Consider the following 22,379-nt stretch of genomic DNA (forward strand, 5'->3'; position numbering starts at 1 on the left):
TTATCTCCGGGTCGGGTCGAAAGTGGCGGGCAGCGTGGCCCAGCAGGCATCGTAGTTGGTTTGCAGTTGCGGGCACTCCAGGGCGAAACGGCTCGGGCGCAGGACCTGGCTGGTTTCGAACATGAAGGCCATGGTGTTATCGATTTTTGCCGGCGCCAACTCAGCGTTGATCGCCCGGGTGCACGTCTCGCCATCCGGCCCATGGGCGCTCATGCAGCTGTGCAGGGACGCACCACCAGGCAAGAAGCCTTCGGCCTTGGCGTCGTATTCGCCCTTGATCAGGCCCATGTATTCGTTCATCAGGTTGCGGTGGAACCAGGGCGGACGGAAGGTCTTCTCAGCAACCATCCAGCGTGGCGGGAAGATAACGAAGTCGAGGTTGGCCAGGCCAAGGGCACTGGTAGGCGAAGTCAGGACGGTAAAAATCGACGGATCAGGATGATCGAAGCTCACCGTGCCAATGGTATTGAAGCGGCGCAGGTCGTATTTGTACGGCACATTATTGCCATGCCAGGCGACCACGTTGAGTGGCGAATGATCCAGCTCGCAGCCCCACAACTGGCCGAGGAATTTCTGCACCAGGGAAGTCGGCTGTTGCAGATTTTCGTAATGCGCGACTGGTGCCAGGAAGTCCCGGGCGTTGGCCAAGCCGTTGCTGCCGATCGGGCCGAGATCCGGAAGACGCAACGGCGCCCCGTGGTTTTCGGCGATGTAACCACGGGCTTGCGGGTCGAGCAGCTCGACCCGAAATTTCATTCCCCGGGGCAGCACGGCTATTTCCAGCGGCTCGATCTCCAGCACGCCCAGCTCGGTGGCAATGCGCAGGCGCCCCTGTTCCGGCACCAGCAGCAGCTCGCCATCGGCGTTGAAGAAAACGCGTTCCATGGAGCGGTTGGCACGGTAGCTGTAGATGCTGATTCCGGACGGCTTCTCGGCGCTTGAATTGGCCGCCATGCTCACCAGACCGTCGATGAAATCGGTCGGCTCACTTGGCATGTCCAGCGGATTCCAGCGCAGCCGATTGGGCGTCACTTCACCCAACGGACCGCCTGCCAGTTGCCGCTCCAGCTTGGTGAATGCCGGGTGATTGGCCGACGGCTGAATGCGGTACATCCAGGTCCGGCGCGACTCGGCACGGGCCATGGTGAATGCGGTCCCGGACAGCAACTCGGTGTACAGGCCGTACGGGGCTTTTTGCGGGGAGTTCTGGCCAATGGGCAATGCGCCAGGCAGCGCCTCGCTGCTGAACTCGTTGCCGAAACCGGACTGGTAAGCCAGCGCGGGCGCCGTTGAATCGAGGTTCATGGAGCCTCCTGAACAGGTAACAGGCTGTGGCCTGTCGCTCCTTCGCAGAGATCTCGGCACGCCTGGGTTATTTTTATCGTAATTCGATTACGCATAACGTAATTTGATTGGTATCGACCGTCAAGTTATAAAGACGCCCATTCGTTATAGGATCGAATCGCCTTCATGGAAACGCCGCGCAGCAACGACAAGCAGAAAGTCCGCTCGGCCGAGGTCGGCACTGACATCCTCAAGGCGCTGGCCGAACTGTCTCCCTCGACCTCGTTGTCGCGCCTGGCCGAACACGTGCAGATGCCGGCGAGCAAGGTCCACCGTTATCTGCAGGCGCTGATCGCCAGCGGTTTTGCCGAACAAAATACCGCCACCAATCATTACGGCCTGGGCCGTGAAGCCTTGCGCGTGGGCCTGGCGGCCCTCAACAGTATGGACGTGCTGAAAGTTGGCGCCCTGCCCCTGGCCGAGTTGCGCGACGAGCTGAACGAAACCTGTTTCCTGGCGGTGTGGGGCAATCAGGGCGCGACCGTGGTGCATATCGAACCCGCCGTGCGTGCGGTGACGGTAGTGACACAATTGGGCTCAGTGTTGCCGCTGCTCAGCTCATCCACCGGTCTGGTGTTTGGCGCGTACCTGCCCAAACGGGAAACCGTGGATTTGCGCGAGCTGGAATTGCAGTCAACCACGGCCCACGCACTGGCGGACGATCAGGTGTACGCCGCCCTGTGCGGGCAGATTCGTGACCGCGGCCTGCATCACGTGCATGGTTTGTTGATGCCCGGTGTCGACGCATTGTCGGCACCGGTGTTCAATGCGGTGGGGCATGTAGTGGCGGTGATGACTATCGTCGGCCCGGCGTCGTTGTTCCACGCTGATGAAGACGGCCCGGCGGCTCAGCGGTTGTTGGCAGCGACCCGTGCAGTCAGTTGGCGGATGGGATTTCAACCCGCTTAGGTAACACCGCTAGTCAGGACGCAGTGATCAGTCCCAGTTTCTTCGCCGTGGCAACTGCCTGCGTGCGGCGCTCTACTCCGAGCTTGCTGTGAATCCTGCGGGCATGGGTTTTCACCGTGTGCAGTGAGATGAACAATTGCTCGGCGATCTGTTGATTGGAATCGCCCTGGGCAATCAGGCCCAACACTTCCAGCTCCCTGGCGCTTAACGGATTTGCCTCCAGGGCTGCAGGAATCTCCCGGCCCATCTCCCCCACACGACACGGCAGCTCAGGCTGACGCATCCTTGATTCACGTAAAGCCTGTTGCAGGTTGCATCGGTCTACCCGTTCCAGCCCTGCTCGCAGCGCCGCGCTGGCGAGCGCGGGCTGGCCGATGAGGTGCGCTACTTCGCTGATCGCCAGTTGCAATTCGGCTTCCAGCGCGAACATTGCTCTTTCCTGGGCGCGGGCGAGCAAGACATTGAGCTGCTGCAGCGCAGATGGCGCAGGGTGCAGAAAGGTTTCGGCCAGCACCAGTTGATATTCGATACGCGCAATCAGCTCAAGCGTTGCCGGTGGCGCCTGGCGCGCATAGGGCCCGCGATAGTGGCGCAGTACTCGGGTAAGCGCTTCACGGGCGAGTTCCGGGCGACCCTGCTGCAACCAGAAGTGACTGCTGACCTGCAATAACACCCCACGGTAAACGGTATCGGGGATCTGCCGCTGCTGCATCAAGCGTTCCGCGTCGCGCAGCAATACGAACGCCTGGGCGTAATCTGCCTGATTGGCCGCCAGCTGCGCCAACCCAAGAAATCCGTACAGCGCGCGTTTGTCGTGATTGCGCAGGCAAATCTGCAGCCCCAGCTCGAAGAATCCGGCCGCCTGTGAGTCCAGGCCCTGGCTCAAACTCAAACGGCCACGCCGCAGGGCGATTCGTCCAATCAAGGGCTCGGCGATTTTTTGCCCGGCGAGTAAATCGGCCATGGCCGCCAGCAACTGCTCGGCCCGGCCGGCCGCGCCGCGTTGCTCCAGCAATTGCGCATGATCCAGCTCCAACAGGCTTTCAAACACCAGTGAACCCTTGGCACGGGCCAGGCATAACGCTTCGCGGCTGGTCGCCTGTGCCACATCGAGCTCGCCCCGAAGCAAGGCTTGCTGGGTCAAGCCGGACAGACACAGCAGCCGCACCGTCCAGAGTTCGGGACCGAGTTCACTCAAGGCTTCGAGAAAGTGCGCCCGGGAAGCCTCCATGCGACCCTGCAGATGCAGTAGCCAGCCTTGTTGCGCCAGCCAGCGCGCCAGCAGTTGGCGCTGCAGAAACTCCGTCGGCTGGGGGAGGAAGCGCGACAGCTGCGCGATGCACTCGCCTGCCGGGTCAAACCGGCCGGCAAACAACAAGGCTGCGGTTATCAAACCAATCAGTTGCGGTGAACCGAACAGCAATGCTTCGCCCTGCTGCTCGTAGAGTCGCAACAACAGCACCACCGTCTGTTCCTCGAACAGATGCTCGAAGGTGAAATGCTGCAACAGACTGACGGCAACCTCGAATTCCTCGGCCAGCAAGGCCTGCTCGAATGCGGCCTTCCAGTCCGACTCTCCGGCGAACCACTGACAGGCGCGCCGATGCCAGGAGCGTCCCTGGATCCAGGGTTCCTCACGAATCAGTCGGGTCAGCGGGGTGAAGATCTGCAGCCAGTCGGCGCTGTCTTCCCAAGGCTCGATGAAACACCCCAGCTCATGCAGCTCGTTCAGAATCTGTACGCCGGCGACTGCGCCAAACAAGTGCTCGCACAAGCGCGCATTAAATCGCGGCAGATGCGCCAACACTCGCCACGCCTCCAACAGCTCTGGCGACAGGCTGGCGAACAATTCGTGTTCCAGGTAGTCGTGCAGGGTGCCCGCTCGACCTTGCCCGTCATTACGCGACCAGTCGCATTTCTGCAGAAGCGCGATCCGCACGCCGGCACACCAGCCACCGCTGAGTCGATAAATCCTGCTGGCGGCCTTGGTCGCGTCGGCGGAGCCATGGCAATGCAGCAGCGTTGCGATTTCCGCCTGAGTGAACGCCAGCGTCCCGGGCGCGCAGTCGTAGAGTTCGTCGTTGAGCAGCAAGCGTGGCCAGTTGATTTGCGGGCGGCGGCGCCCACTGATCCACCAGGTGATCGCCGGGCTGCTGACGGTCAGCAGTTGGTCCAGCAGCAGGTCCAGCTGAGGGTTGCGGATGCGACAGTAGTCATCGAGAAAAATCCACATTGGCGTGTGGATGCTGGCCAGGGTTGCGAGCAAAGATGCTTCACCTGTGCCAGCCAACTCCAGTGCCCAAATCAGTCGCTGGAGCAAATCATCCGCACTCATCGACTCGCCGGCCAGAGATAGCCAACTGACTTGACAGCCCTCGGGCGCCAGCATCAGGCATTCAGTCAGCAGCGCAGTTTTTCCACTGCCAGCCGGCGCACAAAACAGTTTCACCCGCGCTGGGGACGCCAGCAGCGGTTCGATCAACCGCTGCCGAGACTGGTGGTGGGCAGACAACCGGGGGCGGATTCCAGGTCGATCCAGACACCGCGTCATGGCAGTCATATAAGTGCGCCTTGTTATCGTTGTGGCGCCACCCTAGCCCTGTCTCGCCGGCTTGTTGAAGAAGTATTCAGCGTACTGATCAAGCCCTATAAAAAAGGTGACCACGAGGTCACCTGTTTGTGTAAAGCACTGTAGGAAAACTACCTCACACCTGTACTCCGTAGGGCAGCAGGGGTGTAGTCCCCTGATTTTGCATCGATGTTAAATTCAAAGCTGCGCTTCTCCTCGTTCTTCATTCCGAGGGCAATGTAGCGACCGGCAATCAGGTCATACAAAGCCTCGACCGTATACGCCGGGACCTGGTGATCGTAGTAGAACTGCGCATGCCCTTCGGCGACTCGCCACAACTGACCACGACCGTCGTAGTGGTCGGCCAGTGCGACCTGCCAACTGTCTTCGTCGATGTACATGTGGCGCTTGGCGTACACGTGACGCTCGTTCGGCTTGACCGTGGCGACCACCTCCCACACCCGGTGCAACTCGTAGCGGGTCAGGTCCTGGTTGATGTGCCCGGCTTTGATCACGTCGGTGTACTTGAGATTGGGCGAATCGAGCTTGTAGCTGTTGTACGGGATGTACATTTCCTTCTTGCCGACCAGCTTCCAGTCATAGCGATCTGGAGCGCCGGAAAACATGTCGAAGTTGTCGGTGGTGCGCAGGCCGTCGGACGAAGTGCCGACTCCGTCATAAGCCACCTGCGGCGCGCGGCGCACGCGGCGCTGGCCAGCGTTGTAGATCCAGGCCTTGCGCGGCTCCTTGACCTGATCGAGCGTCTCGTGAACCAGCAATACGTTGCCCGCCAGGCGCGCCGGCGCGGTGACTTCCTGCTTGAAGTAGTTCAGCACGTTCTCGTCGCTGCCCGGCTTCAGGTCGCCCAGCAGCGAAGGCACCGCCACTTCATCCTTGAACCGGATGACGGTGAAATCACCATTGGATTGCGGCGTCGCCTGGGTCACGGTGCGGCGCAGGTTGCCGCCGTGATAACGGGTGACGTGGTTCCAGATGACCTCGACGCCGTTCTTGGGAATCGGGAAAGCGTAGTAGCGATTGCCGGTGAAATTGGCCAGGCCGTTACCGTCGTTGATCGGTGTCACATTCAACGCGCTGCGCTTGGCCGACTCGTAGATTTCCGGTGGTACAGCCACAGTGCGGTGGGTCGGATACACCGGAATTTTGTAGGTCTCCGGGTAGCGTTTGAACATGGCGACCTGGCCGTCAGAAAGCTTGTCCTTGTACTGGTCGACGTTCTTCGCCGTGATGGTGAACAACGGTTTTTCATTGGCGAACGGGTCGGCCAGGAAGCCCTTGCTGTCGACCGCCCCGGCGTTTTTCGAAATGCCACCGGTCCACGCCGGAATCGAGCCATCAGCATTACCGGCCTTCTCGGCGCCCAGCGGGGTAAGACTGGTGCCCAGCTTGTTGGCTTCCTCGGGCGACACCGCAGCCATCACCTGGGCGGCCAGCAAACTCAAGGCCAGCACGCCGCATTGCAGAATCATCTTGCGCATAACCATCATCCTTCTCAGCCAGATCAGAAATTCACGCCAAAGCTCAGCGCCAGGAAGTCGCGGTCTTCCAGGGTGTTGTAGTCACCACCAAAGAAATTGGTGTAACTCAGGCTCGCGGTGTAGGAGTTGCGGTAGTCGGCATCGACGCCGACGCTGATGGCCTTGGCGCCTTCGTTGAACAGGCCGTTGGGGCCGTAGCCGGAAACGTCATGCGACCACGACAGGTTGGGCTTGAAGTTGATCCCGGCGATCACGTTGTTGTAGTCGAGGATGGCGCGAGCTCGATAACCCCAGGAGGTCGAGGTCACGAAGCCGTCGGTGTCACCGTTGAAACCGTACTGGCCGTACACCGAATCGCGGCCGTAACGCAGCTTGGAACGCGCTTCCAGGCCACCGACGTGAACGACTGCTGCTTCGCCGACCAGGGTCAGGCGATCGGCACCAGCGACTTGATCGATGAAGTGCGTGAGGGTGCTCTGGAGCTGGGTCATTTCCTTGCGCCGATAACCCTTGTTGTCCGCACCGGGTGCACTGGCGATTGGTGAAGCGGCGCCGCCTGCAATCGGGTTGAGCATGGCCAGGGTCAGGTCGGTGCTGTTGATCTGCACCGGAGCGTTGGGGCGATAGCTGATCTCGCCGGTCCACGCAGTACCGGTGGGCAAGGTGGTGGAGAAGCTGGCGCCGTACAGGCGAATGTCTTCGGGGTATTCGAGGTAGTACTGACCGCGGCCGAGCATCACGCTTTGCGCCAGGGCCGAACCGGTACCGGGGGCGATTGCGTTGGCGGTGGCGACGATTCCCGGAAGGGCGGCGAGTGTGCCCAGACCGGCGGTGGTGGTGCCGACGTTCGGCGAGCGACTGTGATAATTCATGAAGTACAAGCCGTACTCGGTGTCGTCCCCGAGCCAGCGCAACGCCGTGCCCCACTGTCCGGAATCCCGCGCATCGCGATCGCCGCCACGGGGTACCACCACGCCTTCGCGGGTGACTTCAAAACCCTGGCCGAAGGCCGCAGCGATCGGCTGCAAGGGCGCAATGGCCGGGCTGGCGACCGTGTAGCCCTTGGTGCAACCATCCGCTGCCACGTCACCACCGAAGAAGGTCCCGCAGTTGTCGAGGACCGTCTGGTCCCACTCCAGCTGATAAAAACCTTCGACCGTGAGTTTGTCGGTCAGGCCCTGGGAGGCGAACAGCATATTCACCGGAATCAGGCCTTCCTTGATCTCGGCCCCAGGCCGGCGGAACGCGGAGACGTCAACCGGGTTGATGCTGTTGATCGAGTTGCCGATGAAGGTACTTTCGCCCCAGCTGACCACCTGTTTACCGGCCCGCACGGTGCCCGGCAGGTCGGCGATGGAGTAGTTGTGATAGACGAACGCATCGAGAATCTGCGCCCCGGCCGACTTCGAGCCTTCCTTGCGATTTTGATCGCTGATGGGCTTGAACGGACGGTCTTCGTCCTTGAGTTCAAAGTCATACCAGTACTTGCCGCGAACGAAGACCCCGGTGTTGCCGTACTTGAGTTCGAGGTCGTGGATGCCCTTGAAGATCTTGGAAAATGTCTCGCCCTTGCGGAAATTCAGCCGACCATCGTCCCCGGTCGACGCCTGGCCAGTCCCACCGTTGACGGTACCCACCAGCGACTTGTCGGCATCGCGCATGCCCCAGCTTGCGCCAACCGACAGCGAAGAATCGAAGGTGCCCTCGATTTCCCCGACATTGAATGAAACAGCCTGCGCCTGGGCACAGCAACCCAAGGCCACCGCAGCGGCCAGTGCCTGCGGCGTGAAGATGGCGCGCATTGTTGTTTTTGTCATGCGTCTTCCCCGGTGAGTGACAGAAGCGCTCACCCTACTGCTGGCTACGGGGGGCGATAAGCGCACCAAGGAGGTATTTGTGGTGTCGCTCTTTAGGATTAGTGACCTGCTGACATGGGGGTATGGTCGCTTGGGATGGCGTTGGATCAGCGGTGTGTATGGATGTGACTGGCACTGTTGTCGTGGCGGTAACAGTGCATCTCGGGAATCGCTATTTTTCCTTTGGGGACAAGGGTTTATTGTGGGCAGGCTTTCAGGGGAACTGGCTGGAGGCGAGGATTGACAGGGGTGTGTTGTTGGCGCTCCGCTGCTTACCGTTTTCTGATGAGCTGAAGATTTTTTCGGTTTATCGCACTGCGTTCATAGACGTTGATTTGTAGCTCCTTGATGAACGTCTTACTTTGGCCGCTGCGTTTGCAGCGGCCTTTTTTATGGGCGCAGGTTTTGTCTGCCCCCCCCATCCCCCTGTAGGAGCTGTCGAGTGAAACGAGGCTGCGATCTTTTGATCTGGCTTCTTTTTCTGCGTACATATCCATTCCTGCGGTAACGGCTTCTATCGGTTCCGCTTTTACAGCGGGTCACTTGGAAATGGCTACGCGCCCCGGCCCCAAGTAACCAAGCGCTTCTTGCCCCACCACTTGGCACCTCGCTAAGGCTCGGTGTGCCCTCACTCCGGCATTGCTCCGCGGGCCGCTGCGACGGGCCATCCATGGCCCAACGCAGCTAAACCGGCATCCATGCCGGTTTACCCGCTACGCAATACCTGCGTTCGGCCAGCGTGGTTAACGGGGCGTCCGCGATCAAAAACCGGGCCGTGGCGGCCTTCGAGCCGACCAAGGCATCAAGCCGGCGCGCTGCGCTTGTTTGGGCGTGCGCCCCCTCCGGCCCTGATGTGATCCCCTGTGAGCGGGCTTGCTCGCGAAGCGGCCGATTCAGTCACCATCAATGCCGAATGTCACGACCATTGACCGGGAATAGAGAGCCTCTTTCACAGAACCAACTCACCTCCTTCAATAAACCCTGCTGGATTTACTCACCATACCCGTTTGCCTGACAAACCAAAAATCAGCCTAAATAAACAACCTGATGCAACACCGTTTAAATATTCTCAAACCCCCTACATAACTTATCTCCCAGCGAGTAGGAAATCCCACATTAACCCTACGAATGTAGGATTTTTCGCTTTCACTCTGAGCTTTTTCCGATCCAAACTCGCTTCGGAAATATCCTACGACTTTCAAAAGCATCGCCCACAAAATTCACAGACCCATTACTTCTGATTTCAATGTAGCTTCAATGACCGCAAAAAGTATTTTCTACGCCCCTTTAAATGCTGCGATCTGAAAATCTCATTAGTCAACGCCTGCACATCGGAAGGAAAAGAACATGCAAACCCCACCGGGAGCTGTATTAAAAACCTCAAGCTCAATCTTTGTAGAGTTTGAAACAGCGGAAATCATACACAGCAGTAGAACAACAGATGAAGCTGCGCGACCTCTACTTACCAACCCATCTAACAACGAAACCAACGACGTTACTCTTGATCCGATGCATGCGATCACACAATATTCGCAACTGATGGATATGCACAAAGCTTGGATAGAGCAAAAATATCAGACCCATTGTCATCAACTATCTCAATCAATTGAGAAAGAGCTGACCGCCACACGGATGGTTGGCGCTATCGATACTGCTTCACTCCTAGATGCGATAAACCGAGAGATTGAAGTACGCAACAAGTTACTGGCACGAAAAAACGCCGAGTACCGCGAGAAGATCAGAATTGCCAATCTGTTCTACGGCAGCGACCCTGTTGATAAATCCTTGGCAGATTTTTACCTCAAGGCAGCGGGCATGGAGTCGGATGCTAACAGCGATGGCGTCGCGATAAAGGCTTGGCTCACTTCATATCAGGCAGCCTGCGATTCCAGACTGATATTTCAGACGATTCAGATGCTCAGCGAGCAAGCTATCGCTGTGCAAAATTTTCTGGATGCGGTGCGGGTAGATGATTTGTCTTGATTGGCAGTTGGGCACGAAGGGCAATGTGCCGCTGTCTGAACCGTACGATCGGGAGGACCAGCGTCGATTTACAGTGGATTGTGTTTCTCCAGGGATCGCGCGTTATCGTTGACGTCCATCGCGAGCAATCTTTGCTCCCACAGGGAGGGACCACATCAAACGCGGCGGATGTGCACAATCAAAATAAGCGAAGCGCGCCGGCTTGATGCCTTGGTCGGCCCGAAGGCCGCCACGGCCCGGTTCTTGATCGCGGACGCCCCGTTAACCACGATGGCCGAACGCAGGTATTGCGCAGCGGGTAAACCGGCAAGGATGCCGGTTTAGCTGCGCTGGGCCAGGGAAGGCCCATCGCAGCGACCCGCGGAGCAATGCCGGAGTGCGGGCACACCGAGCCTAGGCGAGGTGCCGAGTGGTGGGGCAAAAAGCGCTTGGTTACTTGGCGCTGTTCCAAGTGACCCGCTGTAAAAGCGGAACCAATGGAAGCCGTGACATCAGGAACGGATATGTCCACAGTCAAAGAGGCAAGATCAAAAGATCGCAGCCTCGTTTCACTCGACAGCTCCTACAGAAAAACGGCGTAACCCCGCTTACCCCCCCCCCTGCTACAGCGAATACTTCTGCAAATTCGCCATCATCTCCTTCAGCGCCTCAATATTATCCCTAGGATGCGCCGCCCCCTCGAAATCACAAATCTGCTGCCAGTGCGCCGCAACGTCCTCCGGCGAAAACCCCACTCGCGGATCAAACCCGGCACCCAGGCTACGCTCCCAACGAACCTTGCCCATCCAGCCACCACCCACTTCGAACAACCCCGAAGTCTCCTGGCAATTCTCGCTGGCGAGATACACCACCAACGGACTGACCAACTCCGGCTTGAGTTGCTCAAACACCTGCGGCGGAATCAGCCCCTCGGTCATGCGAGTGCCGCCAGTAGGGGCAATGGCGTTGACCAGGATATTGTTCTTGCGGCCTTCGATGGCCAGGGTGCGGGTCAGGCCGTAAAGGCCAAGCTTGGCCATGCCATAGTTCGACTGGCCAAAGTTGCCGTAAATCCCGGAAGTCGAAGCAGTGAAGATCACCCGGCCATAGTTCTGCTCGCGCATATGCGGCCAGGCGGCGCGGGTGACCTTATAAGCGCCTTCGACATGGACTCGGTAGACCAGATCCCAATCGGCGTCTTCCATTTTGTGGAAGGTCTTGTCGCGCAAGATGCCCGCGTTGTTGACCACGACATCGACCCGGCCGAATGCATCCAGGGCATGCTGGACGATCTTGTCGCCGTCGGTGACGGAGTCATGGTTAGCCTCGGCAGTGCCGCCGGCTTCGCGAATTTCCGCGACCACGCGATCCGCTGCCGAAGCGTTGGCGCCCTCCCCCTGGGCCGAACCGCCAAGGTCGTTGACCAGTACCCGGGCGCCCTGTTTGGCAAACAGCAATGCATGGGCGCGACCGAGACCGCCGCCGGCTCCGGTGATAATCACGACTTTATCTTCGAAGCGCACAGACTCACTCATAGGGGACAACTCCAGGCCAAGGGGACGTTAGTCCGAGTGTCAGGCAGCGGGCTGCGGGTCACAATGAATACGGTCGGGGCTGAATGGTGTTCGATAAGGTAGGGGGATGATGCGTTGAACGTCAGGTCGCCATCGCTGGCAAGCCAGGCTCCCACAAGGAACGGGCAGCTTTCGGGAGCTCCTGCGGACGCAAAGTCGTAGGATTCGGCCAGCGATTGCAGTGGTGAACGTCAGGCCGCCATTGCTGGCAAGCCAGGCTCCCACAGGGAATGGAGCCTACGAGCACGCTACCTTGCGCGGCGGTAGCATGCAGTTTTCGCGAAATTCCAGGTAATGCTTCAGCACCTGTACAGGCGCCTCAATCTGCGGATAGTGTCCAATGCCAGGCAACAACACCGTGTCGGGATTGGCAATCAGCTGCCGATAACGCGCAACCATATGCCCACCGGAGATCGGATCGGCCTCGCCATCGATCACCCGCATCGGCACCTCATTGCGCTGCATCGCCCCGACCCAGCGATAACGCTGCACTCGTCGCTCGGGGATGTAGCCGATCAATTTGTGCATGATCCGCGGCCCGTGATTGCTCTCGACCAGGCTCCAAAAGTCATCCATCTCGCTCTCGCTGGGACGACTCTGCGGGCCGAACACCTGTCGGAAACTCTTCACCAGTGCGTCACGGGTGAAGGCCCGGCCGATCATCCAGCCCAATGGACTAAGCAGGAGTTTCTGCATAAGTATCGGGCGATGGGTTTCGGGAAACAGGCCGCCGTTGAGAAACACGCAGCTGGCCAGCTCAAGCCGCGTCTCGTGGTGCCGGGCCAATAATTCCTGGGCCACGCTGTCGCCGTAATCGTGGGCGAGGACATGAACCGGCTCTTCGACCTGCAGATGCGCGAGCAGGGCCTGCTGCAAATCGGCTTGCTCCAGCAGGCTGTATTCATGTTGGCGCGGCTTGGCGGTATCGCCGAACCCGAGCATGTCGCAGGCTATCACCCGATAGCGCTGGGCCAGCGGCTGCCACAGAAAATGCCAGTCCCAGCTGGCGGTCGGGAAACCATGGATCAGCAGTAATGGCTCACCCTGCCCGGCCGTCCAGTAACGGATTGCCTGGCCACGGAATTCAAACGTCTGGCCGCGCTTGCGCCAGACACACAGGGGAATCTCGGCGAGTGGCATTAGAGTTTATAACCCGGGTCAAGTTGATCGAGTTTGCGCAGCAACGCTGGCCAGGCCAGGGCACCACCCATCCCTTGAGCACTTTTGGTGACACCGGCGATCATCGCCTTGGCCCCGGCCAAAATCTGCGGCTCGATGGCGATCAGCTCGGCACCACCGTTTTGCGCCAGCACCTGGATATCGCAGGCGCGCGGGAAGGTGAACATCATCAGGAAAGTGTCGGCTATGGTGCCGCCGCAGGTTAGCAGGCCGTGGTTGTGCAGCATCAGGAAGTTGCTGTCGCCGAGGTCGGCTTGCAGGCGCGCCTTCTCTTCGTGGTTGAGCGCGACTCCTTCGTAGGCGTGGTAAGCCAGGCTCGAAAGCACAAACAACGACTGCTGGCTGATCGGCAGGATCCCCTGTTTCTGGGCCGAGACCGCAACGCCGGATGCAGTATGGGTATGCAACACGCAAACCACATCGTGACGCACTTCGTGTACGGCGCTGTGGATGGTGTAGCCCGCAGGATTGATCTCGTACGGGGTGTCCATCAGCTTGTTACCGGCTTGGTCAACTTTGACCAGGCTCGACGCTGTGATTTCGTGGAACATCAGCCCGAACGGGTTGATCAGGAAGTCTTCGGTGCCGGGCACCTTGGCGGAAATATGGGTGAAGATCAGATCGTCCCAGCCATGCTGGGCCACCAAGCGATAGCAGGCTGCCAGATCGACGCGGGCCTGCCACTCGGCAGCGCTGACCTGATCTTTGACGTTGGGGGGTGACGAGACGGGGGCTACGCTCACGACAAGGAACTCCTGTTCTTATTGTTTTGCACGTGTCAGCAGTCTAGTCAGCCCCCGGGATTCGCGTAGTTGCATTGGCAGCCAGCTTGATGGCCGAGCGAGTCAGTTGCGCAAAGCGCCTACCAGTTCCGCAAGCCAAGGCTCAGCATCGGTTTCCGGGGTGACGCTTTCGCTGGCGTCCAGGCGCAGCATTGGTAGCACTTCGCGAACACCCAGCTCGCCGAACAATTCACGCATCAGCTCACCGCCGCCGCAGAAGGTGTCGCCGTAGCTCGCGTCGCCCAGGCCGATCACGGCACCCGGCAGACCGCGCCAGGCTGCAGGCAGTTGATCGCGTATAGCGAAATACAGTGGCTGCAGGTTGTCTGGCAGTTCACCCATGCCGGTGGTGGAGGTCACGGCGAGCAATGCTTCTGGGCCAAAAGCCTGGACATCTGCAAGCGTTGCCCTCGGGTTGTGCCAGGCTTCGAAGCCTGCGGCGTTCAAAATCTTTGCCGCGTGACGAGCGACTTCTTCGGCCGAACCGTAGACCGAACCGGAAAAAATGGCGACTTTCATCAATCTGATCCTGATGCTGAGTAAATATCGCCGGATATTAACAGCAGCACCACGATGGTTTCTTTAGAATGGCACAGACCATCAAACAGGAAAGGATTCTTCAATGATTAACGCCCAGCTGCTGCAACTGGTTATCAACGCCTCCAACGACGGCATCGTGATTGCCGAAAAAGAAGGCGAGCAGGACAACATTCTGATTTATGTGAACCCGGCATTCGAACGCCTGACGGGTTATTCCAGCGAAGACGTCCTGTATCAGGATTGCCGCTTCCTGCAGGCCGGCGACCGCGACCAGGAGGCACTGACGCACATTCGCGATGCCTTGAGGAATGATGGCTCTTGCCGGGAGGTCCTGCGCAATTACCGCAAGGACGGCACGCCGTTCTGGAACGAGCTGTCGCTTTCCACGGTAAAAAACGAGAGCGACGGCATCACTTATTTCATCGGAGTGCAGAAAGATGTCAGCGTCCAGGTCAAGGCGCAGCAGCGAGTTGCCCAATTAGAGGCGCAACTGGCTGAAGTCCAGGCCGAGCTCGCAGCACTCAAAGCGACGAACGGTCAAAACTAAAAAGCGAATTAATTGTCATTAACTACAATCACCGATGACTTTGTAACTATTTCTTTCGAGTAGATCATGCAACGCGACGCGCTCCTGACTCAGGATGAGCTGGATTTCATCCAGACCATGCAACATAACCCGCAGCTGAACATGCGGGATGCGACGTCGAGCCTGCTCGTCAACGGTGGCTCGCAGATCCGTGATTTGCTCACGCGCCTGGCAGCGCATGAACAGGTGACCATCCAGGCCAATTTCGAAAATCAGCAAATGACCTTTCCGCTGCACCTGGTGGAAGACGAGTTTCATGCGCTGCATCTGCGTCTGGGCGTGCCCAGCATTTATGAAGACGGGCCCATGGTCCGGCCGTGGCGCCTGGTACTCGAAGAGCCAGTGGCTCTGGAAAATGCCAACGGCCAGCCTGGCACCCTGTGGGTGCATGAAGTGTCGTTCAAAGGTGTGCTGCTGGAAGTGCGCAACAAGACCAAACCGCCGAAACATTTTGCCTTGTGGTTCAGCCCGTCGGGCTACGAACGAATCGCCTTGCGCGGCACGTTCGAGAAAGAAACCGAAAGCGGTTTTTATGCCTATCAACTGAGTCAGAGCGACAAGGACGAAACCGAGCGCCTGCGTCAGTTCATCCTCCAGCAACACCGCCTGACCCACCCCGCCCTGCACCTCTGATTCAGGTATCAGGGGCTCTAGGTATCAAGCGTGCCCGCCAGAAATTGCTTCAGGCGCTGACGCATCACCACGCCCTCCCCGCCAAGACACCCGATCGAAGACTCGGCCAGGCTCTCCTGTGACAGGTCGGACGCGTCGCCGGCCAGAAACAAACGACAATCCAGGCTCATGGCCAGACGATTCAAACGTTTGGGCAAGTCGGCAGCTGGCGCGTGATTGGACACCAGGACCAGCGCCTGGGGTTTGAGCCGTTCGCAAATCAACGTGAGCTCGTCGAAGGGTTGACCGATCGCCAGCAATTGAATAGCCGAGTCGACATGGCTGAGGTACAGCGCCGTGACCAGCACCTCGAGTTCACGGACTTGATCGCCCAGGCCGCAGACAATCACCCGTCGCGGTTGCATCACCCGCACCAGCAGCATGCGCTGCAATACTCGGGACCGCAGGAATCCGTCGAGGAACAACCACTCGCTGATTTGCCCGAATGCTTCACGGCGTTGTAGCAGGCGGTTCCACAGTGGCATCAGGATGTCCTGAAAGACCACCGACAGCGGATAACTGGAAAAAATCTGCCCGTAGATTTGCTCCAGCTGCAGCTCGTCAAAACCGGTGACTGCCGACTGCATCTGATGCTGCCATTGCGCGTAGTCAGCCAGCACCAGTTCATCGGGGATGATTTTGGCCAGCGCCTGGAGCGGCTCGGCTTTCGCCAGGATCTTGCCGACCTTGCTCACCGCAACGCCGCGCTCGATCCAGCCAAGAATGCTCCGGACCTTTTCGATATCGGTCATGGAGTACAGCCGATGCCCACTTTCGGTGCGCGTGGGTTGAATCAGGCCATAACGGCGCTCCCAGGCTCGAAGTGTCACCGGATTGATCCCGGTCAGGCGCGACACTTCGCGGATCGGGAACAGATCTTCACGCTGCAGGGAGCGCTCCTGCAGGGCTTCTTGGGCAATATCAGTCAATACAGGCATTTCGCGGTCCCACGTCCATGTATGCAACGGATCTCATCTTACCTCTCCTGCCCCCTGACTATTCAAGCCATTGATGAGCGACCAAAGACACTGGCGTAATATTCAGAATCAGGAATAATCCTTGCTTGTCTCAAAGCGCAGCCCATCACCCCGGTGCAGCGCCTGGCCGAACTCCTATCCGGAGCGAGGCATTTGTCTTACGGAGATACACAATGTCTACTTCCCCCGTCACGCTGATGGTTGCGCGTCGAGTCGCCGATGGGCGCTACCAGGACTTGATGGATTGGCTGCGCGAAGGCGAACAGCTGGCGACCGACTTCACGGGTTACCTCGGCTCCGGCGTGCTCGCTCCACCACCTGGCGATAACGAATTCCAGATTATTTTCCGCTTCGCCGACGAGCAGACCATGCACGCCTGGGAACACTCGGCCTCACGTACGGCCTGGCTGGCGCGTGGCAGTGATTTGTTCGCCCATCCCAAGGAGCATCGGGTCAGCGGGATTGAAGGGTGGTTTGGTGCCACAGGTGCCCGACCGCCGCGCTGGAAGCAGGCAGTGGCGATCTGGTTGGCATTTTTCCCGGTGTCGCTGCTGTTTAATTTTGTGCTGGGGCCATTGCTCGGCGAGATGAGTCTGTTGCCGCGGGTGATGATCAGCACGCTGTGCCTGACGCCGTTGATGGTTTATTTCTTTATTCCGCTGTCGACGCGGATGCTGGCGGGGTGGCTGAGTGGTGATTCTGCGCGGCGGTTGGCGGTGAAGGCTTCGGCGCAGAATCATTGAGATTGAGTGGAGGCCGTCGCGAGCAAGCTTTGCTCCCACAGGTTTCATAGATTTCATGGGTTTTAGAGGTTTAGAGGTTTAGAGGTTTAGAGGTTTAGAGGTAGATCCATCCCGTCGCTGGTATAGTTTTGCTCTCATCGCAAAGCGAGCCCGACATGACCTCTTGCGCAGCCCCAATCCTCATCACCGGTGCCGGCCAGCGGGTCGGGCTGCATTGTGCGCAGCGCTTGCTTGAGGATGGCCATCCGGTCATCTTCAGCTATCGCAGCGAACGCCCTGGAGTGCAGGCCCTGCGTGAGCTCGGGGCGACGGCGGTGTTCGCCGACTTCTCCAGCGAAGCCGGGATCCTCGCGTTCATCGACCAGCTGAAAAGCCTAACCAGCAGCCTGCGGGCGATCGTGCATAACGCCTCCGAGTGGCTGGCCGAAACACCGGACACCGACGCGGCTGCCTTCACTCGCATGTTCAACGTGCACATGCTGGCGCCCTACCTGATCAACCTGCACTGCGCCGACCTGCTCAAACGCTGCAGCCCGGCCGATATCGTGCACATCAGCGACGACGTGACACGCAAGGGCAGCAGCCGGCATATCGGCTATTGCGCCAGCAAGGCCGGGCTCGATAGTCTGACGCTGTCGTTCGCGGCCAGGTACGCCCCGGCAATCAAGGTGAACGGCATTGCGCCCGCCCTGCTACTGTTCAACCCTGACGACGACGCGGCGTACCGCGCCAAGGCCCTGGCCAAGTCCGCGCTGGGGATCGAACCTGGCAGCGAAGTTGTCTATCAAAGCCTGCGCTATTTGCTCGACAATCCCTATGTCACCGGCACGACCCTGACCGTCAACGGCGGACGGCACGTCAAATAAGCCGCCCCGCGAGGATGTCCCATGACGTTAACGCTACCCCAGAAGGCGCTGTCCCAGAGCTATCGCGAGATCCTCGTCGGCATCGGTGAAAATCCCGACCGCGAGGGTCTGCTCGATACTCCGGCACGCGCCGCCAAGGCCATGCAGTACCTCTGCCATGGCTACGAGCAGAGTGTCGAGGAGATCGTCAACGGTGCGCTGTTCTCCTCGGACACCGACGAGATGATCATCGTCGCCGACATCGAGCTGTACTCGTTGTGCGAACATCACCTGCTGCCCTTCATCGGCAAGGCCCATGTGGCTTATATTCCGACCGGCAAGGTGCTGGGGCTGTCGAAGATCGCGCGGCTGGTGGACATGTTCGCCCGCCGCCTGCAGATCCAGGAAAACCTCACCCGCCAGATTGCCGACGCGATACAGGACGTGACCGGCGCCGCCGGAGTCGCGGTGGTGATCGAAGCCCGGCACATGTGCATGATGATGCGCGGCGTCGAGAAACAGAATTCGACCATGAATACTTCGGTGATGCTCGGCGCCTTTCGCGAGTCGAGCAATACCCGCCAGGAGTTCCTGCAATTGATTGGACGGAGCAAGTAGCAATGCCACAACTTCAGCCAGGAATGGCACGCATCCGGGTCAAGGACCTGTGTTTGCGCACCTTTATCGGAATCAACGAGGACGAGATCCTCAACAAGCAGGACGTGCTGATCAACCTGACGATCCTGTATGCGGCCCAGGAAGCGGTGCGCGACAATGATATCGATCACGCGCTGAACTACCGCACCATCACCAAGGCGATCATCGCTCACGTGGAAGGCAATCGCTTCGCCCTGCTCGAACGCCTGACCCAGGAGATACTTGACCTGGTCATGCTCAATGAGTCGGTGCTGTACGCCGAGGTCGAAGTCGACAAGCCCCACGCGCTGCGCTTCGCCGAATCGGTATCGATCACGCTCGCGGCGAGTCGCCAGGCTTCAAGCTTGTAGCTTCAAGCGGTAAGCTAGCGCAAACCATCTTGCAGCTTGAAGCTTACCGCTCGAAGCTGTCTCGCAGAGAATCCCCCATGACCGATCAACAACGCCTTGAACTCGAAGCCGCCGCCTTTCGCCGGCTGGTGGCTCACCTTGACAGCCGCAAGGACGTGCAGAACATCGACTTGATGAACCTGTCCGGGTTCTGCCGTAACTGCCTGTCCAAGTGGTACAAGGCTGCGGCCGACGACCGCCAGATCGACGTCAGCCTGGATGATGCCCGCGAAGTCGTGTACGGCATGCCGTATGCCGAGTGGAAAGCCCAATATCAGCAAGAAGCCAGCGCCGAACAACAAGCGGCGTTTGCCAAAGGAAAACCCAATGAGTGATTTGAACACCCTGCGCGCCAGCCTCAAGAGCAGCGAGCATCTGTTTGCCGACACCCTCGCTTTCATCGCCGCCGGCTACGACTATCAGCCTCAGGCGTTCACTAATGGCGGCGTGGAAAACGCAGCCGGGCAGAACGAAGGTTCGTGCAAGACCCTGGGCCTGGCGCTGCTTGAAGGTTTGAGCGATGAAGAGGCGCTGTTGGCGTTTGGTGAGCATTATCGTTCGGTGGTGGCGACGCCTGAGGGCAGTGACCATGGCAATATTCGGGCGTTGATTGTTCATGGATTGGCGGGTGTGGAGTTCTCTGAGCCACCGCTTTCTCGCCGCTGACATAAAATCAAAATCAAAAGATCGCAGCCTGCGGCAGCTCCTACGGTGGAATGCGTTTGCCTGTAGGAGCTGCCGAAGGCTGCGATCTTTTGACGTTAAAAACCACACATCCCGACTTTTAAGATTGACCCGGCGACTTTATTTCGTTTGCCCGCCACCACCGCTCACGGCTTAGATAAAAAGAAGCATCCCTTCTTCAGAGTCGGTCACCCATGAGCAGCGAAACCATCAGCCGTTCGATCAACGTGGTTCACCCAGTCACCCTCAGTCACGGCAAAAACGCCGAGGTCTGGGACACCGATGGCAAGCGCTACATCGACTTCGTCGGCGGCATCGGCGTGCTGAACCTCGGCCATTGCCATCCGCGCATCGTCGAGGCCATTCGCGAGCAGGCCACGCGCCTGACCCATTACGCCTTCAACGCCGCCCAGCATCAGCCGTACATCGACCTGATGGCGCGCCTGAGCGCGTTCATTCCGGTGGACTACCCGGTCAGCGGCATGCTCACCAACAGCGGCGCGGAAGCCGCGGAAAATGCCTTGAAGATCGTGCGCGGCGCCACCGGCCGCAGCGCGGTAATTGCTTTCGACGGCGCTTTTCATGGCCGCACCCTGGCCACCCTCAACCTCAATGGCAAGGTCGCGCCCTACAAACAAAAAGTCGGCGTGCTGCCCGGCCCGGTGTATCACATGCCCTTCCCCAGCCCGGACAACGGCGTGACCTGCGCTGAAGCCCTGAAAGCCATGGATCGCCTGTTCAGCGTGGAAATCGACTTCGAGGACGTCGCCTGCGTCATCTTCGAACCGGTGCAGGGCGAAGCCGGTTTCCTCGCCATGGACCCGCAGTTCGCCCAGGCGCTGCGGCATTTGTGCGACGAGAAAGGCATCGTGCTGATTGCCGACGAAATCCAGTCGGGCTTTGGTCGCACCGGCCAGCGCTTCGCGTTTTCTCGCCTGGGCATCGAGCCGGACCTGATCCTGCTGGGCAAAAGCATTGCCGGAGGTTTGCCGCTGGGGGCGGTGGTCGGGCGCAAGGCGCTGCTCGACGTTCTGCCCAAGGGCGGACTGGGCGGCACCTATTCCGGCAACCCTATCGCCTGCGCTGCGGCGCTGGCGACCCTCGATGAAATGACCGACCCCCAACTGCACAACTGGGGTGCGCAGCAGGAAGAGGCCATTGTCAGCCGTTATCAGTCCTGGCGCGCCAACCAGCTGTCGCCTTTCCTGGGGCGCTTGACCGGCGTTGGCGCGATGCGCGGCATTGAATTGACCCAACCCGACGGCACACCGGCCCCGGCGCAGCTGACCCAGTTGCTGGCCCTCGCCCGCGACGCCGGCTTGCTGCTGATGCCCAGCGGCAAATCGCGCCACATCATTCGGTTGCTGGCGCCGTTGACCACCGAGGCTGCTGTTCTGGAGGAAGGCCTGGACATCCTCGAGGCCTGCCTGGCGAAACTCACCTGATAGCAAAATGAGCTCAGGGACTGACGTAGCGAATTATGGTCGCTTGCAGTCCCTGATTTTGCGTCGCAATACTCACTGAAGACCCATTCATGTAGCGAGATCATCACCATTTAGACGCCGAGGCATGCATGTATCACGACAATATAATTTATAAGAAGAAGTCCAACGATCCGCAATTCCTGCTCGGTGTAGCCGTGGTGTTATTCCTCGGCGCCTACCTGATGAACCTGGGCAACAGCGCTATCAGCAACTTCCTGCATCCTCTGCTGGGCAATGCTCCCGACAGTCTGACCGCCCGCAACATCGCCATCGGCCTGGCCATCGCCGTGCTGGGCACCCTGAATTTTCACGTCCTCGGGCGCCTCAAGTTCAAGGTGCAGACCACCGTGGTGTGGATCGAACTGCTAATCCTGTTCCTCGCGTTCTTCGACACCTTCAACCTGTCCTACAGCTTCATCCTCGACAAGGTCGGCTTCCTGGTCATCCAGGGTGCCGCCACCACGCTGTATATCTCGGCGGTGGCAATCGTGATTGCCTTTGTCCTGGCGCTGATCGGTGCGGTGGCCAAGCTGTCGAACAACGGCCTGGCCAACGCCCTCGCCTCGTTCTACACCTCGTTCTTCCGCGGGGTGCCGCTGCTGATCCAGATCTACCTGATCTACCTCGGCCTGCCGCAGCTCGGTTATGTGGTCGACGCAGTTCCGGCGGGCATCCTCGCCCTGTCGCTGTGCTACGGCGCGTACATGACGGAAATTTTCCGCGCCGGCATCCAGAGCATTCCGGTGGGCCAGTGGGAAGCTTCCCGGGCCCTGAACATCAGCCCGTTCAAGACCCTGAGCCGGGTCATCATGCCCCAGGCCCTGCGCGTGATTATCCCGCCCACGGGCAACCAGTTCATCGCCATGCTCAAGGACAGCTCCCTGGTCTCGGTCATCGGCGTGTGGGAGTTGATGTACCTGGCCAAGACCCAGGGCCGCGCGGACTTCCGCCACCTGGAAATGCTGATCACCGCCGCGATGATCTACTGGGCGCTGTCGTTCATCCTCGAGCGGGTGCAGGCGCGAATCGAAAAACGGGTCAACCGATCCACGGCAAGGGGTTGATGATGGCTCGAACCAATACCGCAGAACGTCTCGACCTGGCCCCCGTAGCGTCAGGCAATCCCTC

General features: G+C 59.3%; 22 protein-coding genes. 12 read left to right on the forward strand and 10 right to left on the reverse strand.

Annotated features, from left to right (window positions below):
* On the reverse strand, positions 1–1,305 hold the full coding sequence (gene hmgA / locus ACYZTK_RS10985) for a homogentisate 1,2-dioxygenase (RefSeq protein ID WP_462014454.1): 1,305 nt from the start codon (positions 1,303–1,305) through the stop codon (positions 1–3).
* Positions 1,306–1,470: 165 nt separating this feature from the next.
* Between hmgA and ACYZTK_RS10990 the strand changes: the two genes are divergently transcribed.
* Complete coding sequence (locus ACYZTK_RS10990; protein WP_462014455.1) at positions 1,471–2,253, forward strand: IclR family transcriptional regulator; 783 nt, start codon at positions 1,471–1,473, stop codon at positions 2,251–2,253.
* Between the two features lie 13 nt (positions 2,254–2,266).
* Here the strand turns inward: ACYZTK_RS10990 and ACYZTK_RS10995 are convergent, their stop codons facing one another.
* From ACYZTK_RS10995 to ACYZTK_RS11010, 4 genes are all read right to left on the reverse strand, one after another.
* Positions 2,267–4,813, reverse strand: coding sequence for a LuxR C-terminal-related transcriptional regulator (locus ACYZTK_RS10995; protein WP_462014456.1), 2,547 nt, complete (start codon positions 4,811–4,813; stop codon positions 2,267–2,269).
* Positions 4,814–4,953: 140 nt separating this feature from the next.
* A complete protein-coding gene (locus tag ACYZTK_RS11000) occupies positions 4,954–6,321 on the reverse strand; it encodes a DUF1329 domain-containing protein (protein WP_462014457.1) in 1,368 nt (455 codons plus the stop codon).
* Between the two features lie 23 nt (positions 6,322–6,344).
* Complete coding sequence (locus ACYZTK_RS11005; RefSeq protein ID WP_462014458.1) at positions 6,345–8,138, reverse strand: DUF1302 domain-containing protein; 1,794 nt, start codon at positions 8,136–8,138, stop codon at positions 6,345–6,347.
* Positions 8,139–8,449: 311 nt separating this feature from the next.
* Positions 8,450–8,668 (reverse strand): hypothetical protein, encoded by a 219-nt coding sequence (locus tag ACYZTK_RS11010; RefSeq protein WP_462014459.1) that lies wholly within the window; start codon positions 8,666–8,668, stop codon positions 8,450–8,452.
* 856 nt (positions 8,669–9,524) lie between these two features.
* On the opposite strand from ACYZTK_RS11010, the gene ACYZTK_RS11015 reads away from it, so the two are divergent.
* Positions 9,525–10,160: a hypothetical protein gene (locus tag ACYZTK_RS11015; RefSeq protein WP_462014460.1), complete on the forward strand. Its 636-nt coding sequence runs from the start codon at positions 9,525–9,527 to the stop codon at positions 10,158–10,160.
* Between the two features lie 602 nt (positions 10,161–10,762).
* Here ACYZTK_RS11015 and ACYZTK_RS11020 read toward each other — a convergent pair.
* From ACYZTK_RS11020 to ACYZTK_RS11035, 4 genes are all read right to left on the reverse strand, one after another.
* The gene (locus ACYZTK_RS11020; RefSeq protein ID WP_462014461.1) at positions 10,763–11,674 is read right to left on the reverse strand and encodes an SDR family oxidoreductase; all 912 of its coding nucleotides are present in this window, start codon (positions 11,672–11,674) and stop codon (positions 10,763–10,765) included.
* Between the two features lie 276 nt (positions 11,675–11,950).
* Positions 11,951–12,853, reverse strand: coding sequence for an alpha/beta fold hydrolase (locus tag ACYZTK_RS11025; RefSeq protein WP_462014462.1), 903 nt, complete (start codon positions 12,851–12,853; stop codon positions 11,951–11,953).
* Positions 12,853–13,635 (reverse strand): class II aldolase/adducin family protein, encoded by a 783-nt coding sequence (locus ACYZTK_RS11030; RefSeq protein WP_462014463.1) that lies wholly within the window; start codon positions 13,633–13,635, stop codon positions 12,853–12,855. The genes ACYZTK_RS11025 and ACYZTK_RS11030 overlap by 1 nt, the downstream gene beginning before the upstream one ends.
* A gap of 102 nt (positions 13,636–13,737) precedes the next feature.
* Entirely contained in the window at positions 13,738–14,193 is a 456-nt protein-coding gene (locus tag ACYZTK_RS11035; RefSeq protein ID WP_462014464.1) for a flavodoxin, read from the reverse strand.
* A 103-nt stretch (positions 14,194–14,296) separates the two neighbouring features.
* Here ACYZTK_RS11035 and ACYZTK_RS11040 point away from each other — a divergent pair, with 103 nt between their 5' ends.
* On the forward strand, positions 14,297–14,761 hold the full coding sequence (locus ACYZTK_RS11040) for a PAS domain-containing protein (protein WP_462014465.1): 465 nt from the start codon (positions 14,297–14,299) through the stop codon (positions 14,759–14,761).
* Between the two features lie 66 nt (positions 14,762–14,827).
* On the forward strand, positions 14,828–15,433 hold the full coding sequence (locus tag ACYZTK_RS11045) for a hypothetical protein (protein WP_462014466.1): 606 nt from the start codon (positions 14,828–14,830) through the stop codon (positions 15,431–15,433).
* Positions 15,434–15,450: 17 nt separating this feature from the next.
* Here ACYZTK_RS11045 and ACYZTK_RS11050 read toward each other — a convergent pair whose 3' ends face one another.
* The gene (locus ACYZTK_RS11050) at positions 15,451–16,410 is read right to left on the reverse strand and encodes a MerR family transcriptional regulator (protein ID WP_462014467.1); all 960 of its coding nucleotides are present in this window, start codon (positions 16,408–16,410) and stop codon (positions 15,451–15,453) included.
* 212 nt (positions 16,411–16,622) lie between these two features.
* On the opposite strand from ACYZTK_RS11050, the gene ACYZTK_RS11055 reads away from it, so the two are divergent.
* From ACYZTK_RS11055 to ACYZTK_RS11090, 8 genes are all read left to right on the forward strand, one after another.
* Positions 16,623–17,192 (forward strand): antibiotic biosynthesis monooxygenase, encoded by a 570-nt coding sequence (locus ACYZTK_RS11055; RefSeq protein WP_462014468.1) that lies wholly within the window; start codon positions 16,623–16,625, stop codon positions 17,190–17,192.
* A gap of 155 nt (positions 17,193–17,347) precedes the next feature.
* Complete coding sequence (gene folM, locus ACYZTK_RS11060) at positions 17,348–18,058, forward strand: dihydromonapterin reductase (RefSeq protein WP_462014469.1); 711 nt, start codon at positions 17,348–17,350, stop codon at positions 18,056–18,058.
* Between the two features lie 21 nt (positions 18,059–18,079).
* Positions 18,080–18,655 carry a GTP cyclohydrolase I FolE gene (folE, locus tag ACYZTK_RS11065; protein WP_462014470.1) on the forward strand — a complete coding sequence of 192 codons (576 nt, stop codon included), beginning with the start codon at positions 18,080–18,082 and terminating at the stop codon, positions 18,653–18,655.
* A gap of 2 nt (positions 18,656–18,657) precedes the next feature.
* Entirely contained in the window at positions 18,658–19,044 is a 387-nt protein-coding gene (gene folX, locus ACYZTK_RS11070) for a dihydroneopterin triphosphate 2'-epimerase (protein ID WP_462014471.1), read from the forward strand.
* A gap of 77 nt (positions 19,045–19,121) precedes the next feature.
* Entirely contained in the window at positions 19,122–19,418 is a 297-nt protein-coding gene (locus ACYZTK_RS11075) for a DUF1244 domain-containing protein (protein WP_462014472.1), read from the forward strand.
* Entirely contained in the window at positions 19,411–19,749 is a 339-nt protein-coding gene (locus ACYZTK_RS11080; protein WP_462014473.1) for a HopJ type III effector protein, read from the forward strand. The genes ACYZTK_RS11075 and ACYZTK_RS11080 overlap by 8 nt, the downstream gene beginning before the upstream one ends.
* A 212-nt stretch (positions 19,750–19,961) precedes the next feature.
* Positions 19,962–21,212, forward strand: coding sequence for a 2-aminoadipate transaminase (locus ACYZTK_RS11085; protein ID WP_462014474.1), 1,251 nt, complete (start codon positions 19,962–19,964; stop codon positions 21,210–21,212).
* Between the two features lie 128 nt (positions 21,213–21,340).
* Positions 21,341–22,315, forward strand: coding sequence for an amino acid ABC transporter permease (locus tag ACYZTK_RS11090; RefSeq protein ID WP_462014475.1), 975 nt, complete (start codon positions 21,341–21,343; stop codon positions 22,313–22,315).
* The last annotated feature ends 64 nt before the right edge of the window (positions 22,316–22,379 follow it).

This window comes from Pseudomonas sp. LB3P31, assembly GCF_054897945.1.